14 protein-coding genes are annotated in these 16723 nt (G+C 58.0%); all 14 read right to left on the reverse strand.

Going from position 1 to position 16723, the window contains the following annotated elements:
- Nucleotides 1-2340, reverse strand: a 2340-nt coding sequence (locus AC4DF4_RS06395; protein WP_490047280.1) for an InlB B-repeat-containing protein, incomplete at its 3' end; no start/stop codon positions are given.
- 166 nt (nucleotides 2341-2506) lie between these two features.
- A complete protein-coding gene (locus AC4DF4_RS06400) occupies nucleotides 2507-3454 on the reverse strand; it encodes a glycosyltransferase family 2 protein (RefSeq protein WP_490047281.1) in 948 nt (315 codons plus the stop codon).
- A 47-nt stretch (nucleotides 3455-3501) separates the two neighbouring features.
- Nucleotides 3502-4506: a glycosyltransferase family 2 protein gene (locus tag AC4DF4_RS06405; protein WP_490047282.1), complete on the reverse strand. Its 1005-nt coding sequence runs from the start codon at nucleotides 4504-4506 to the stop codon at nucleotides 3502-3504.
- 142 nt (nucleotides 4507-4648) lie between these two features.
- Nucleotides 4649-6052, reverse strand: a complete 1404-nt coding sequence (locus AC4DF4_RS06410; RefSeq protein WP_490047283.1) for an O-antigen ligase family protein — start codon at nucleotides 6050-6052, stop codon at nucleotides 4649-4651.
- A gap of 38 nt (nucleotides 6053-6090) precedes the next feature.
- A complete protein-coding gene (locus AC4DF4_RS06415; RefSeq protein WP_490047284.1) occupies nucleotides 6091-6756 on the reverse strand; it encodes a methyltransferase domain-containing protein in 666 nt (221 codons plus the stop codon).
- A gap of 32 nt (nucleotides 6757-6788) precedes the next feature.
- Complete coding sequence (gene rffA / locus AC4DF4_RS06420) at nucleotides 6789-7919, reverse strand: dTDP-4-amino-4,6-dideoxygalactose transaminase (protein WP_490047285.1); 1131 nt, start codon at nucleotides 7917-7919, stop codon at nucleotides 6789-6791.
- 126 nt (nucleotides 7920-8045) lie between these two features.
- Complete coding sequence (locus AC4DF4_RS06425; protein WP_490047286.1) at nucleotides 8046-9281, reverse strand: glycosyltransferase family 4 protein; 1236 nt, start codon at nucleotides 9279-9281, stop codon at nucleotides 8046-8048.
- A 125-nt stretch (nucleotides 9282-9406) separates the two neighbouring features.
- Nucleotides 9407-11527, reverse strand: coding sequence for a chitobiase/beta-hexosaminidase C-terminal domain-containing protein (locus AC4DF4_RS06430; RefSeq protein ID WP_490047287.1), 2121 nt, complete (start codon nucleotides 11525-11527; stop codon nucleotides 9407-9409).
- Nucleotides 11528-11802: 275 nt separating this feature from the next.
- A complete protein-coding gene (locus tag AC4DF4_RS06435; RefSeq protein ID WP_490047288.1) occupies nucleotides 11803-12708 on the reverse strand; it encodes a glycosyltransferase family 2 protein in 906 nt (301 codons plus the stop codon).
- Between the two features lie 14 nt (nucleotides 12709-12722).
- Nucleotides 12723-13688, reverse strand: coding sequence for a glycosyltransferase family 2 protein (locus AC4DF4_RS06440; RefSeq protein WP_490047289.1), 966 nt, complete (start codon nucleotides 13686-13688; stop codon nucleotides 12723-12725).
- Complete coding sequence (locus tag AC4DF4_RS06445; RefSeq protein ID WP_490047290.1) at nucleotides 13685-14233, reverse strand: acyltransferase; 549 nt, start codon at nucleotides 14231-14233, stop codon at nucleotides 13685-13687. Before AC4DF4_RS06445 ends, AC4DF4_RS06440 begins: the two co-directional genes overlap by 4 nt.
- Nucleotides 14234-14256: 23 nt before the next feature.
- On the reverse strand, nucleotides 14257-14742 hold the full coding sequence (locus tag AC4DF4_RS06450; RefSeq protein WP_490047291.1) for a glycosyltransferase: 486 nt from the start codon (nucleotides 14740-14742) through the stop codon (nucleotides 14257-14259).
- The gene (locus AC4DF4_RS06455; protein WP_490047292.1) at nucleotides 14739-15197 is read right to left on the reverse strand and encodes a UDP-N-acetylglucosamine--LPS N-acetylglucosamine transferase; all 459 of its coding nucleotides are present in this window, start codon (nucleotides 15195-15197) and stop codon (nucleotides 14739-14741) included. Before AC4DF4_RS06455 ends, AC4DF4_RS06450 begins: the two co-directional genes overlap by 4 nt.
- 12 nt (nucleotides 15198-15209) lie before the next feature.
- Complete coding sequence (locus tag AC4DF4_RS06460; RefSeq protein ID WP_490047293.1) at nucleotides 15210-16652, reverse strand: sugar transferase; 1443 nt, start codon at nucleotides 16650-16652, stop codon at nucleotides 15210-15212.
- Between the last annotated feature and the right edge of the window lie 71 nt (nucleotides 16653-16723).

Genomic DNA, 16723 nt, shown 5'->3' on the forward strand with positions numbered 1-16723 from the left:
GCTCAGCGTGTCGCCCGCGTCGACGTCGCTGGCGGAACCGGCGACCGTGCCGACGTAGGCGGAGTCCTCGGTCGCGCCGGCTCCGGCGATCGGATCGGCGGTGAAGACCGGATCGTCGTTGGCGTTGGCCACCGTGATTTCGAGCGTCGCGTCGTCATAATTGCCGGCAAGGTCGCTCACCCGGATGGTGAAGCTGTTCGGGCCGACGTGGCTGTTAGCCGGCGTGCCGGACAGTGTGCCGTCGCCCGCCACACCCAGCCATGACGGGCCGGATAGCAGGCTGTAGCTCTGCGCGTCGCCCGCGTCGACGTCCGTCGCAGAACCCGCGACAGTGCCGACATAGGCGGCGTCCTCGGTCGCGCCGGCTCCGGCGATCGGATCGGCGGCGAAGACCGGTGCCTGGTTTGGCTGCCGACTTGTGGAGATGTGAAAGTAATCGATGAGCGCAGTGTGGGCTGCAGTGTGGTTGCCCACGTAGAGACCTGCGGCATGAACGAGCATGTTCAGGGAGAATGGATCCTCAGGGATCCAGCCAGCGCCGTCTGAGGAATGAGCGATCACCCAGGAGTCGCCCGTGCGGGCAACCCGCATATACTTGGTTGTAGCCGTAATGCCCTTGAAAATATGCACGGTCGGAACCGTATTCTCGAAACTGGCAACAAAGAGCTTAGTCGCCCTGCCGTCGTGATGAAATTCAACGCGCAGCAGCCTGTCACCGTCACCCTCGATGATGATGCCCTGCATCTGGTAGCGACTTGTTAAATCCGAGTCAAACTTGGTCCCGATCACAAAATCCTCATCGACCACCCTCTGTGTTACCCTGGCCACATTGTATCCACCGGGCCACCATGTGTCATGATCCGTGTCGGCGGGCAAGGAAAGCGAGAGCTGTGAGCCGGTCATGGCCAGAGTCCCGTCACCCAGAGGATTGACGAAGGTCCAGAGGCCGGTATCCAGCAATGGCGAGTTGAATTCATCAGTCCCGGTGGTGTCGCCGCCCGAAAGGGGGCTGAAAGACGCGGTGATCATTTTGTCTCCATCCATCACAAATGTGGCTGAACTGTCGGATCCACCAAGATCCCCGCTCCATCCGGAAAACGTATGGCCACTCACAGGTTGTGCCTTCGCGGTCACGATCGTTCCATTCGGATAGATAGCCATATCAGGACTGAGAGTGACGGATCCACTCCCCAATACCGAGCTCTTGATTCCATGCACGAACTGGGAGGGAGGAACAATGGTGACATTGCCGAACGTCGCATCGACTTCGTGCGCGACGAGCAGGAGCGATCCACTCGAAAGATCATCGGCATCTTCCTGTCCCTCCAGCAGCCAGGAAATTGGCTCCGGAGTGCCGCTCTCCCAAATTTTGAACCGATAGCGACCGCCCCCATTTCCGGACGGAAGGGATTGCACCCTAGTCCTGGTCATATAAGTGACGTCAAAGCTTAATTGCTTGTATGTTGGGTCCAACAGATGGAGTCCATTTTCACCACCCAGCGAAAGCCGGCCCGAGCCATTGATAAAATACTCATTCCACCAAGTTGCCCCTTGGGGCCGCCAGCCAATCACCGGTTGCCATGGGCCTCCAAGCTGGCCGCCCCAGTCACTATGTCCCCGCCAACGCATGACCAAACCGAGGCCGGGACCAACACTGGTAGGAGATGAAAAACTCGCCGGATCAATGGCGTGGACCGTGACAGGGACGGTGATTTCATAGTCCGTCCAGCCCATATCCCCGATCGCAAGAATGCGGTCGTAGCCCATGTGAAGTGGTCTGACACCCGCCGAAGAGAAGCCCCATTCCCCGTCAACTTCCTGCACCACATCCTGCAGATTCGTAACGGCTCCCCAATCAATCGAATATGACAGCGGCCATGGGGAATTGTTGCCAAAATGAATCGTCACCGTCGTCGTGCTGGTATCGCCAAGTTGGTCCTGCGCGTTGAGCACAACGCTATTGTTGCCTTGATTGAGATTGGTTACATCCAACTCGGCATTGAAGTCGCCCGGGCGCGCCAGACGCCGCGTATCCGGCCCTATGGAGAGACTGCGAAACTGGCCGCCATTCAACGAATAAGTCAGTGAGGCCAGTCCATCAGGGTCTGAAACGGTTCCTAAAAGATTCACCCACCGCTGCGGCACGCCCAGATCGCCGAAGCTTTGAGTTGTGCCCCGCCAGACGTTGATGTTTGGTCCCGCGCCATTGTCAGCATGCAAAATCCCGCATGCGAATGACCAAAGTGCAAGCGCCACCGACAAGTCGGATTTCAATCCAAGCATCTCGGAAAAATCGAAACATATCCGCTTATCGTCAGATTTTCGTGTGGTTATTCTCATACAATTTGGATGTTGTTCAATATCTCTCGATTTGACTCAATTTTAACGCGTAATGCCTCACTGAAACCGGTGTTCACTCTATCTATCATGAATGGAGTTGTTCTGCTTCCTTCGTGACTCTCTATTTTCTATCGGAAACCATCATGGTAAATACATCCAGCCCTATTTACGCATCCTCTTTGATCCGTGATCTGGACTTCAAATCCGCTCCGATTGCATTGAGCAGCGTCCGTTTCCATTCTCCAGCAATAAACCGCCACCGCTTCCATAGCCAAACCGCTATGACTCTAGCGCATGACGCACGGGTCGCGAAAGAAAGCGGAGAAACTCGAACCATCCAGCAATAGTCGGCCAGCATCTTGCTAAAGGAGCAGGAGACCCCGACATGGTTTCGAGGATCAAACCAAGCCGCATATGCTTCGAAATCGGGGACTGCCTCACGATATGCAACTCCGAAAACATACATCGACTGCTTATCATGACGCCTTGAATACAGAAGCAGGTCCTGAAGCTCTATGAAACGTCCCAGGAGGGAGAGATGCGCCAACAGCACGCCGTCTCCGTGGTAGTAGCAACCGATCATGCCGGTTTGAAGCAGTTCGCTTCTGCGGATCAGCCCGAATATCTCATAGCAACGCCCCCCTCCCCGCATCATTTCGGAAAACCGGACGGCGGGATTTGGATCTCCGATACGAAAGGGTGAAGCATACTCTTCATGCTGGTTTCCCGAGGCGTCAATATAGCGAATCCTCGTGGAGGCGAGGACAGCGGTGGCATCCCGATCAAGAGCGTCGACGCAAACGGCCATGTAAGAAGGAGCGATGACATCGTCGTGCGCCATCCATTTGAAATACCGCCCTCTTGCCTCGGCAACCAGAATGTTAAAGTTTCGAGCGGCACCGATGTTTGCAGATTGACGAATGTAACGGATGCGCGGGTCCTGAAGACAAAATTTCCGACAAATGCTTTCGGTCGCATCGGTTGAAGCATTGTCGCTGATTACCAATTCAAAGTCTCGGTATGATTGGAGAAGTATCGAGGTAATCGCCTCGCGCAGGTAGTTTTCACCATTGAATACGGGAATGACGATACTTACTGTAGGAATGCGTGACATACTTGAATAATAACGAGCTGCATGGGCTAGACTTGTCGGCTCGCTCCCTAATTCTGTTGCCGCTGCGGCGTTATATGGGGGATAGGAGAGGACGCGTCCAATGACAGGGAACCCGAGGGCAGCGAATCGAAAGCTTGGACGCGCGGCCACCCGGGCATTCTCCGCCGTAGTGCGTGATGCTTTCGCATCCAAAACATCCATATTCTGGCGCCAAGACGACCCAGAAAACCGGAGTCGCCCAACATTTCCACGGCGCGAACCTCCACTTTCACGTCGGCCAAGGCGCGGCGCACCAACGAGCCAACCTTTGGGTCGGCGCAAATCGGCCCGCGGAGAAAGCCCTCGAGCACTCCCTGCCAAGCCCGCGAGTGAACCAGCGGATCTAGCATCGCAAGGACACCTATCCCACAGGTTTCGTTATGTTTTTCCACGAGTGGCTCCGCAATGAAGGCCCACGGTCCTAACATAGAAAGGCGGAAGGCGAGGTCGTGGTCTTCGAGCAGCCGCATTTCCGGCTTGAAACCACCGACCTTTTCGAAAGCGTCGCGTCGGATGATGGCGACCTGATTAAACAGGATGAAACGAGTTGCGATAACTGGCGCCGGATTCATCCAAAAGCCTTCCTGCAAATCGCTCATCACGCCGGAGAGCTCGAACGAAGTTGTATCGCTACCGTCGCCACCGGTCAGAAAGGCATTGCAGATGCAGCAAGGCAATTTTTCGCCGCCAGCGAGCATCAAACGGACCTGCCAGGCGATTTTTGCCGGCTTCCAAGTATCGTCCGAGTCGAGGAACGCTATGAACTCGCCGCTCGCCAGACCAACCCCGGTATTCCGGGCGACCGATGGCCCGCCGTTATCCTGATGGATAGAAAGGATGCGGTCGCCATACTCCTGCAATACGTCCCGCGTCGCGTCAGTGGAACCGTCATCGACCACAATGACCTCGATGGGACAATACGTTTGCTCAAGCACACTGTCGATCGACCGTCGGACGGCATCCGCCCGGTTATATGTTGGGATAATAACTGATACCAAGGGAGGAGCGGTCATCGGGAATTGGGGAGGTGATAATGATGTCCGGGGTGCCGGATGATATTTTCCAGGGTCGAAAAGTTTCGCCAACCGCGGAAAACCAGCCGTGTCGAGCGGGCGATTCGCAGATCAGCGGGGATCGCCGGACGGGCCGAGCGGGTCACAAGCCGCAGTTTGCCGCTCCTTGCGGCGCCACTCGGCGCCACTCGGCGTTGGCCTGGGTGATCGCGGCGGAATTGGCGAGGGCTCCGGCGTTGTTTTTATCGTCCAATTCCGAAGGCCCCGTGCCGAATTCCCCGTATTCCTGATTCAAATACACGATTGAGTAAATCGAGCTGATCACTGCCACACTCATCCAAAAATAAAGCATTGATTGGTCAAAGTAGGCCACTGAAATGCTGGTTACGGCGTGCGAAAACAGGCAAGCGCCGAAACACCAGATCATGAAGCTTTGGCTCGGCTGCTCCGCGAGCCGCTCGTCGTGGATCTGGCCGACCCAGCGGAAGGCGACAAGCAGCATCCAGATTACTATTAGCATCGCTGGCAATCCGGCCGTCACGCCGTAACCAATGTAGTAATTGGTGATATCGGTGTGATGGGGATCTCCTGCGATGCCTTGGTTCGGCATCCAGTGTCGGGTCTCGTCGGTTCCGAAAAGCCACCACTCGGACAGGTGGTTGAAAGTCTGTTCAATCAGGAATGCCCGGTGCCAACCCGTGCTGCCGCCCGAGATATCGATCCGGGACATCAGGTAATACGGCGGCTTAGCCATCACAAACATCAGTCCCACATAGAGCGCCACCGCGCCACCGCGCAACGCCTTGAGATGATCCTTGAATCGCCACAGGACCAAGGCTCCCGCACCGGCGAGCAGACTCATCACGGGACCGCTGGAAGCCGAGGTGAAAACGATGACGACACCCGCACCAATGCCAGCCATGGCCTCGATTCGATGGCGCTTGAGGATTCCTACGAAAAGCGGGATGCAGGTCGCGCCCACGGTGCCGGCCAGGATCGGGTGGCGGAAAGGCCCCTGGGCCCGCAGTTTCCCCTCGCGAATCATGACGTAGTCCGGCACCCCGCCGAAAACCGCGAAACTGTTCCTGCCGGTGACCTTTTCGATCGTCATCTCGATCGCGATCGGCACCATCAGCAGCGCCACGATCCGGATCACGTCGCTGACTTCTTCCAAATCAGCACACCAGATCCGTATCAGGAAGTAGATCAGAGTTTGATTGAAAACCAAGCCACAGGCATAGATCGGACCGGCCCGCTCCGGGTCGTGGAAAAAACTCGCGAACACCACCCAGACGCCCCATGCGATCATGAGTTTATCAATGAGATTGAAGCCACCCGGAAGCGACTCGCCCTTCGTGATCACCCGGATGACGCCGACGAGAAGCAGCATTCGGTAAATCGGCAGCGACAGGGGCCCCAGCTCGATTCCCTGCCCAAGCGTCATGTAGGTGCAGCCAAGCAGAAGCGGCACCGGTGCCCATTTGCGCGGCACCGCGAGCAAAGCCGTGGCGCAGATCATGAAGAAGCCCAGGGCTAACGGATTCATCTCGTTTGATTTGGAGCCCCACCCAAGCATTGGCGGCTTCAGTTCCCCGCCTCGGGTCCCGCCTGGAAATACATGGCGGGGATGCCTCGTGCGCCCGGAAAGGTCTGTTCCCCCGTTTGTTCAAGCCAATCGCATTTGGCGAACGTCTTCCGGTGATCATTCTCTGGATGAATATAGACCATTCTGATCCGTCGGGCATTTGTCATGAGACTGCTTCGAATCTGGTCCAAAACCGACTCCAATGTTTGTGCGCCGAACGGGTTGCACATCAAGAATACCGTCCCTTCGGAATAGTCCTCTTGCGACGCATCCGCCTGCCGGATCTCGATTGGCGGATGGGGCAAGCGAATTTTGGAAGCATTCGTCTGCGCCAGTTCACTCAAGCGCTTGGAAAGCTCAAGTCCCACGCAACGTTTTACCCCGCACAAGGCCGCCACAAACAGGAGCCGTCCCGCGCCACAGCCGATATCATACACCACATCCTCCGCCTCAAGCCGGGCTGGTCGCAAATAAAGCCAGTTCAAGTAATAGGACTTGGATTCATACCAGAATGAATCGTCATGAACGGAGCCGACTTCAGGGTAATCGCCCTTTCGTGACCCAAGGGTGGAGACTCCAAGAACTGCGTCTCCCAAGACCGCCTCGAAGGCTCGAATCGCACTCTTGATTTCCATGGCGGCAACTTCTTTGTCTATTGAAAGCAAGGTCTAACCGACCGGAAACCCCCATGGTCCAATCACTTGATCCGGAACGACAGGACCCCGGCAACCACCCTGTCGAGGTCGGCCTCTGTCAAATCATTGTAGAAGGGGAGTCGCAGCAGGCGGGCACTCACATTTTCGGTGACGGGAAGATCCCCGGCCTTACCCCCGAATTCCTTGCCCTTGTCGGACAGGTGGAGCGGCAGGTAGTGGAACGGGCTTGTGATTCCCAGGCCTTTCAGATGAGAAATCAACGCCTGCCGATCCTCGAGGGATGGCAACAGCAGATAGAACATGTGGTAAGCCTGATCGCAGTGCTTCGGCACGACGGGTAGCCGCACGCCATTCCCGGACGCCCATGCTTCCAAGCTCAGTTGATAGTGTGTCCAGATTCGCCTCCGTATTTTCTGGATCTCCCGGCTCGTCTCGAACTGGGCATACAGATATGCCGCCAGCATGTCGGACGGCAGGTAACTGGATCCGAGGTCAACCCAAGTATATTTGTCCACTTGGCCACGAAAGAAGCGGCTTCGGTTAGTCCCTTTCTCCCGGACAATCTCGGCGCGTTCCACAAAGGTCCGGTCATTGATCAGGAGCGCTCCGCCCTCGCCGCAGTTGAAATTCTTGGTTTCGTGGAAACTCTGCGTCGCCAATGCGCCGAAGGTCCCGAGATGGCGGCCCTTGTATTTTCCGAAAAGCCCGTGCGCATTGTCTTCCACGACCGCAACTCCGTGACGCCCTGCGATTTCCATGATGGCGTCCATCTCGCAGCCGATTCCGGCGTAGTGGACCGGGATGATCGCCTTGGTCTTCGAGCCAATCAGGCGTTCAACCGCCGATTCATCGAGATTCAGCGTGTCCGCGCGGACATCACAGAAGACCGGGATAGCACCGTGAAGAACGAAAGCATTGACCGTTGAGACGAAAGTGAAGGAGGGAAGGATGATCTCGTCTCCGGGGCCGATGCCTAGCAGCAGGGAGCACATTTCCAGCGCGTCCGTGCAGGATGTCGTCAGCAAAGCTTTGGCGATGCCCAATTGCTCTTCGAGGAACGCATGGCACTTCTTGGTGAAGGGTCCGTCGCCGCAGGTGTGGGCGTTGGCGATCGCCTGCCGCATATATTCAAACGACTTTTCTGCGGCATACGGCCGGTTGAAATGGATCACGGGCGGAGTGCTCCGTGTCGAAATCGCAGTGGTTGGTGAATGGGCGATCATGGAAGAGCATTGCAGCAATTCGGGGCAGGCAGGGGCAAGGCTGCCAATGGCCGAGTCGGTCCGAAGGTCCGTGATTCAAGTCACCGTCTCTTGGCGCGGATTTCCCGCAGACCCGCCGGCCGTCGCCCGATGCCGATCGACGATCTTGCGGTAGGTATCGAGCATCTTGCGGCCGGCCGACGCCCAAGTCAGCTCGCCCGAAGTCTCCAGAGAAGCCGCCCGCAAACGGGCTAGCAAGGCCCTATCTTCGTGGAGCCGGCTAAAATGGCTGGCGAGGGCCGCGACGTCACCGGTCCGATGCACCAACGCGTTTTTCTCGTGTTCGCAAACCGCGCCGGAGGAATCCGAGACCAAAAGCACGCTGCCAGCCCCTCTGGCATCGTAGGTCACCAAGGCGCTCCCTTCCTCGATGCTTGGCAAAACCATCACGTCGCTCGCCCGCATGACATCGGAAAGGTCCTTGCGGTATCCGAGCAGGCTCACGCTCGGATGGCCTAGCTGGGTTGAGAGTTTTTCGGCGTATCCCGGGATGAAGTCGCCGACAACAAGGAGCTTGCCGTCGTGACAGGCGCTGGATTTCAACCAGGCCTCAAGCGCGTAGTGCAGCCCTTTCCGGGGAGCGCAGCCGGCCGCGAACAACACGGTCAATCCGGGTTTGTCACCGCCTGGCCCGGCGCGCGGATAGCAGGTGCTTGTATCAAAACCATACTGGAATCTCACCAACCTTTCCCGGGAAAACCCGCGGTCCTCGAAGGTCTTCGCTACGAACTCGGACGGGCAGAACAGGTAGTCGGCCACGTCGTATTCCTCTTCCTCACGCCTCAGGTTCTCCGCGTTGAACGCATGGGAATGGCCCGCTGGCATCTCAATCCCGAGCTTCTCACATTCCTTCTCTACCACCTCGAAAGCGAAACGGGTGTGGGCATTGCAACGTTCCAACACGGTCGGAATTCCCAGTTTTTTCGCCATGCGGAGGGTTTCCAAGGATCCCAGGGCAAATCCATGCACGATGTCAAACTCGGCCGCTATTTTGCGGAGCCGCCGGGCCACGATCCGGTCGTGAATCCTGCATGACCCCAAGCGTCCGAAGACTTTGTAGGGAATCCTTAATTTTCCCCGGCTCAGTGTCGGTCGCACTCGGATGCCGGATGGAAACGGCTTGTTGAGGACTCCGGGAAACACCGTCACTTCCGCACCGGCGTCGCGAAGGCCCATCACATGCTGCCAAGCGGCATAACAGATTCCGCCGGCTCCGATCTTATGCGGGAAACTGTATAGGACGCGAAGCGGGCTATCGTTCTCGTTAGCCATCGTATTCGTGAGTGCGGGGTGATCAGGAAAACATCAAATCCGTCCGCAGCCCTCTGCCCGGCTGGGAGCCGGGGTTCTTCTTTAACCCGCACTCCCCAACCGCACCGCTGGCCCGTTGACATCAATCACTGTCCGCGAATTCGAAGCCCTTGGGGTGTCGGCGGTGTTTCAGCGACCAGTCCGTGATTTGACACCGCTTGACTGCCAATCGTCGCAATCAGCGCCATATTGTTAAAACTCGCAAGCGACGCCTGCTCCAGGCGGAACGCGTAGTTCTGAGCGATGAGCACCGCCACGCCGCCATTGACCGACACGGTGACACTGTAGGTTTTTGCCGCGGTATCCACGATCATGCGGACGGAATAGACGTTACCGACAGAATACGGCATATCAACCAAGGCGGCATATCCGCCGCCATTGCGGACATCGATCTTGCCGCTGCTGTTGAAACGGACGATGCAGGCCAAGTCTGCGTAGCCAGTCACCGGGGTGACTCCGCCGAGGCCCACGACCGCATCGATATTGTTAGCCGAGGCGGCCATGTCGAATCCGTAGGTGAAAGCCCCCGTCCGGGGCCCGAACGCGACCGAAGCCCATGATGGCGTGCCCACAACCGCACCGATCAAGTAGTTCCCGGTGGCTATCGAGCTTGAGGCGATGCCGGACTTGACCGCGATTGCTTTAATGGTGGTGGAAGCCGTAACGGACACCGGATTCACGTAAACCGGACTGCTGGTGTTCGGGTCGCTGCCATCGGTGGTGTAGTGGATCGTCGCACCTGAGGTGCCGCTCGTCAGAGTAACCGACTGTGCGCCGGAATAGCCCCCCGGAGCCGGGCCGAAGATCGGCGGCACGGCCGTAAAGGCCAACTCCGCGGTCGTCACCCCACTGGGATCGACGCCAGTCGCATAGGCGACCGCTTTGATCGTCTTTGTGGATGATACTGCGATCGGCCCCGCATAGATCGGATCAGAGGTACCAGGCGTGACCCCATTGAGCGTGTAGCGGATCGTCGCGGAAGGCGTGGTGGTGGAGATTGTCACCGATTGAGGCGTGTCAAAATAGCCGCTTGAAGGTGTGATAGTCGGATTCACCGCGGATTGGGGCGGAGGGGTGATCGTGGCGCTTTGCTTGTGAGCGGCATACATTGCCGCAGTGAATGTCGCACCGTCCCCGGCCAAGGTGTGGAATCGCTCCATATAGGCAAATGCCGCGGGATGATTCCAAACCGACTGCGCGCCCATCAAATAGGCCGCGAGCCACGGACCCATCATTGCCGGCCCAACCACCGAGCGGTAGGTGGCGCTCCAGCTTCGGTTGTCCTGAATAGGCTCCCAGCGATGTCTGATTCCCCATTCCCCCATGCCCACATCTTCCTGCCGGTACTGTAAAAACTCACGTCCATACCAGCTGTCTCCAGGCGGGGCGACCCAGATCACGCGACCGACATCACTCTGCGTCACTATCCATACCTGCGTGTCTTCCTGGAAAATATCAGGGTTACCGGCCATCGCCTTCAATTCCGTGTCATTGAGCATCATCGCGGCGAGCACCAGCGGAAGCTTGCGGCCGCACTTGTGCCCGCCATCATGGTAGAATCCGCCCCCGTGCTTGACGTAGGCGTAGATATCCAGGCCGTTCTGCACCATCTGGATAGCGATGGCCTGCTTGTCGGCAAGCGGTTGATTGGTATTCAGCCATAATCCCACCTGACCGAATTTGGCGGCGGTCTCGCGGCCATATTGCTTGTCACCATCCGCGGTATTGTCTTTAGGCTGGAGGCTGTTTCCAGACCAGATTGGTGCCCATTCGAACCAAGGAAGCGGGGGCACTTGAGCCGCGATCGTGGCTTTGGAAGGAGTCGATGCGACCGCCGTGTAATTCTTGAGCACCGCCCAATTCAACTGGCTGACATTCCATTTCACCGTCCGGTCGGCCCCAAAAATGCTGGGGCGAAAGCTGCCAACCGGGGGCGCGCTACCTAGAACCGTGAGCGCGCATACGGTCTTCAAAAAGGTCGGATACGCCCCTCCCTGGCAATTGGCCGATACGAGCACATCATTCACCTGCAGGTTGATCGGGAAAGAAAGGGCGACGTTCTTTGCCGCTTGGTAGCTGACGGCGGAGGAGATTGACGGATGGCTGTCGAAGCCAAAAGCCGTGTTCGGGATCGGATTGGTCATCGAACCATGTTGCACCCCGCTCACACTCTGGGTCGGATTTGGATTGATGTTGGTGATCGTCACCGGTCCGATGACCCACGGCTCGCCGTTCGCGAAGGTCCCAGTAGGACGATCCGACGAAAAGGTCCACGTGATTCCATAATGGGACACCGAACTCGCCGCGGATGCTGGAATCTGCAGCAAGCAACCGAGTGCGATGGTAGGTAAAAGTCGCTTTGTAAAATATATCAACGAGTTCATGGTTTAAGTTTCAAATTATTGATTCAAACCTCCCGGTAATTTGACCGACCGCAAATCTAATTTCAAAAATTCCGGTTTTGACGCCACCCGCCGCAGTGTCAATCGGTGGCAGGGGTTTCAGCGGGATGAACTCTCCGGAGTTTCCCAATTCGCCGCAAAGTCCTCATTTTCAAAGGCTTTCTGGATGCAATCAAGTGGCGGCTCTTCGTGACCGCATCACTCATCGCGCGATGAAACTCGGCAAGGTGCCCCCCCTTGAGCGCCTTGAGAAATTGGAAAATGACACGGGGCGCCAAGAAGGCGACACACTTCGGAAGAGGAAAACACGAAACCGCCAGCAGCACTTGATTCCGCGGCTTGTAAAACACTTGGATTTCGCTTCTCCGCGAGACTTCATCGGCGTGGTGCACGACCTTGAAATCGGGGCGGTAAATGATCGAACCGCCGGCGTCCAGGACCCGTAAAGCAAGCGCCACCTCCTCATAGTGCATATAGAGAATCTCGGGATAAAGACCCGCCTCGATCAAAACTTCCCGTCGGAAGGCGTATGCCGTGCCGCTGAAATAATCTGTCTCGAAGCGGAGATCGCTTCCCCGCGCGCAGGGGACCGGGTGCCACCAGCGCGGGGCGTCATCCGCACGTCCGTCGGTCGAGAGAATCCGCAGCGCGAAACCGCTTGCGTCCGGTGATTCGGCGAAGGCCTGCCTCACCTTTGCCAGCAGGTGATGGTCAGGCACCGTGACATCGCAATCGAAGCCGACCACGAACTCACCGCGGGCGGCGCGAATTCCCCGGTTGCGTGCGACGCAGGGACCTCCGTTGGAATCATTCACCAGAAGGGACACCTGCGGAAACTCGCGTCGCACCGCCTCAGCGGTGTCATCGGCTGACGCGTCATCCACCACGATCACTTCAAAGTCAGCTCCTTCCTGAGCGCGGACATCCCGCAGCAACTCCAGGACGCGCTCTTTCCTGTTATAGGAAGGAATGACAATGCTGATCATGGGCGGTTCAAAACTCACCTGAGTTCGCTCGATGCCGGGCGGTCATCCAGACCGGGGTATCCTTTGAGCCACTCGTCTCGCCTGCTCCACAGCGTTTGCCACCTCCCGGCCGCTTCCGGCGGGCGACTCAGGGAAGCGAGCGAACTCACTGTCGCGCGCAGTCCCGTGCCTGCCATCAGCAGGAACAAGCCGAGCGCCCTTGGGCCCCCCTTCCAATGGCGCCTCACCAAAGATGCCTTGCCGCGATACAGCAACATCGTCTTGTGAACCGGCGACTCCGAACTCCGGCCCACCTCGTGAATCAACTTGGCGTCCGGACAAATGACCGGGCGGTATCCAAGCGCCCTCGCGCGAAGCGCGAGATCCACATCCTCTCCATACATGAAGTAGCACTCGTCGAGGCCGCCGAGTTCCCGCCAGACAGCGGACGAAGCGAGCAGGAAGCAACCGGTGACAACCCCGACCTCACGCACGCTGTCACGCTGCCACCCCCCCAACGATTCAGGGTCGAGCCAGCGATTCCTCGGAGCCAGGGTAGTGATCCCGAAGGCGAAAAGCGCCATGCTCCAAAGGGTGGGTGCGCCCCAGCACGAGGAGGGCTCCAGGCTGCCGTCAGGCTTGAGGGTCCGCCCGCCGTAGAGTCCGTGGCACGGCTGTTTGCCCGCAAACTCGACAAGCACGTCCACCGCGTTTTCGAGGATCACGGTATCGGGATTGAGCAAGAGCACGTATTCCGCATTCGAGTGATTCACCCCGAGGTTCACGCCCTTCGCAAAACCGAGGTTCTCTCCCGGCAGCACCAGTTCCACTTCCGGGAAACGATTCCGGACAAGCGCCACGGTGCCGTCCCGCGACTTGTTATCCACCACGATGACTTGCTGCGTTACGCTCCTCCTCTGGGCGAACACGCTCGTGAGGCAGGCCTCGATCTGCTCCTCGGAATTATACGTCACGATGACGATGGCGACCTTGGATTTCATACCCTGGCGATTTGACCGGCTTCCTGACGTTGCCCCACGACTCTGGCCGGCACTCCCGCCGCGATGCAGTCGGCCGGCAAATCCCGGGTCACCACCGCTCCGGCACCCACGATGCAGCCGTCGCCCACCGTCACTCCGGCAGTGACCACCACCCCGGCGCCCAACCACACGTCATTGCCGATCCGGATGTCGCGCTCCAGTCTGGGCTGCTCCCGAAACGGAAGCCCGGACACGAATTGATAATCTGAAGCCGTTATGAAAACCCCGGGAGCGAGTGACACATGGTCGCCTATCTCAATGCGGCCCGTCGTATCACCCGCCCACAGGAAACAACGCTCCCCGACATGACAGCCACGGCCCATTCGGATGCGCTCGCCATTCCGCAAGGAAACATTCGGCGCGATCCCGGTGCCCTCACCCGCCTGCAGCCGCCGCCGCGGCCGCACATGGCTGTAACCATAATAATGGATCAACCGGAACAAGTGAACGTAAGAACGTGGATCGCACGCCGATGCGATGGCATTGATCCATGCGGGAATTTTCATGACAGTAACAGGAATTCAAGAGCTCAGCTCTTGCTGGAGAAAATGAAATCACGGATGCCGGACAACAGGCTGTCGCTGGCGAAGCCGCCGATCTTCCGCCCGCTTGCCAGATCATCCAGGCGATCGAGTTTTGCCCGCAGCTCCTGCTCGTCGAACGCCACATTCACGCCGCCAACCTCCATCATCCGGCGGGCGGTGGCAGTCTGGTGCTCGTTGCGGTGCTCCCCGAGACTCGCCTTCTTCGGCATCACCAAAATCGGCTTCCCTTGATACAACGCGGTGAGAATCGTCCCCATCCCCGCGTGCGAAACAATCACACTGGCCGAAGTGAAATATTCCGCAAACTCCTTTGGCGGCAGGAAATGGGCGAACCGCATGTGCCGCGGCTCCCACCCGCCCTCGCCGATCTGGGCGAACACGTCCCGCCGACCGGTCTCGCCGGCCCAATCATCCACCACCCGAACCATCCGGTCGAACGGCAGGTCTGTTCCGACAGTGACGAGTATCATAAAACGCTTCCTAAAAATCGCGGGCCATTCTCACGCGCCAAATGCGCCCATTGCGTCAGCCAAAGGTCGGAAAACGCACCGGCCATGTCGCCGGACATCGAAAGTCCCCCGGCATTAGCCACGCTATCCACCCAAATCACGCGCGCTCCCATCCACTTCCCGAATCTCGCTCCGAAATACCCGGGAGCCGCGCCCGTCGTGATCACGATGTCCGGCCTGACCCGCAAGAGGAGACAGATGATTCCGAGAGCCGAGCGCACCAAGTTGAGCTTACTCCAGCGGTTCGCGTCGTGGATCACGTGGAATTCGGCATCGCCGACATCCGCGCGGCAGCCTCCCCTAACGGTCGCGTAGGTCACGTCACAGCCCGCGAAGGCGGGCCGCAAGCGGAGCAGTTGGACCCAATGTCCTCCGCCGGAAGAAATCGCCAATACTTTCTGGGGAGAGGCCGACATCGCGTTTCCAAGTCAAGATGCTCCCCGGCTGAACAGAACGGCGGGGATGGTTTCCAAGAGGATTTTCAAATCAAGCCACAGCGACCAGTTCTCGACGTATTCGTGATCCATCTCCATCCAGCGGTCGAAGGAGACGTTGTCACGCCCACTGACCTGCCAAATGCAGGTGACGCCCGGCTTGACCGACAGGCGCTTGCGGTAGAGCCACTCGTAGCGCGTCACTTCCTCCGGCAGGGGCGGACGAGGGCCCACAAGGCTCATTTCCCCGCACAGGACATTGAACAACTGGGGCAGCTCGTCGATGCTGGTCCTGCGGAGAAACCTGCCGATCCAAGTGGTGCGGGGGTCCTTCTCGATCTTGAACACCGGACCGTCCCTCTCGTTCAGATGCTGAAGCGCCGATTTGCGCTCCTCGGCGTCAACCACCATGGAGCGGAACTTGTAGAGCTTGAACTGGCGTTGATTCATCCCCACGCGGTTCTGCGCGAATAACACAGGCCCGGAACTTGTCAGCTTGATGAGCACGGTCACCAGAACCAGAAAAGGAAACAGAGCAACCAACGCGGCCAGTGAGACCGTCGCGTCGATCAACCGCTTTGCCAACAGCTGCATCAGCAATTGCTCCCTGAACAAGGTCACGACATACTCATCCTCGAATTCCTCGATGTGCATGCTCTTTAACAAGGCTCCGTCCGCGATCTCCGGCATGAGACGAACCACGATTCCCAAATCGCGGGCGTGTTGCACGATCATCGTGATGTCACTGAAGCGCGCGTCCACGGGGAGGCAGACGACAATCTCGTCAACCCGCTCCGCAATCAGGATTTCCCGCAGGTTTCCGAGAAGACCGAGCACTTTCCATGTTCCGTGCTCCCGCGATTCCCATTCCGCCATAGCCTCTGGATTTTCAGCCACGAATCCATCAATCTTGTACCCGAGTTCCGGCCTCTCATCGATCTTGATGGCCGTTTGGAGGGCACGCTCGCTCGCCCCTATCACAAGCAGGTAGCGGTAATTGTAACCCGAACGCCTGAAACCTAGCAGCAACAGGCGCAGAAGCAGTCGGCTCACGACCCCGACAGCGGTGACCACCGCGAAAAAAATCAGAACATTGAAGATGTTGAGGCTTTTGACCGAGAAGACGGTGCAGATGATCATCAACCAGAACGCGGCGGCTCCTGTTGCCTTCACCAGATTTTTCAACTGGGTATTGAGAGCGACCAGGCGGTCCGCCTTGTAGCGGATGAAGTAGTCGAAAATCCCGATCCATCCGAGGGTAAGGATGAGCATGCCGATCGCGTCTTCAAGGTGGAAGGTCGCGTCGAGGAGGTGGCTCCCCCCCTGCATCACGATTTCAGGGCGGAAGAAGATGATGATTGCGGCCGTGGCGATCAGGACCAGCTGATCGAACAGCCGGAACATGTGGATCAACAACTTATGGCGAAGCCTGATCATGAATTGACGAAAGTTTCAGGGCGGCCATATCACGTGAAGTCCGCTCGCTTGGACCGTGCCCCTGCTTCAAT

Source organism: Luteolibacter sp. (assembly GCF_058122085.1).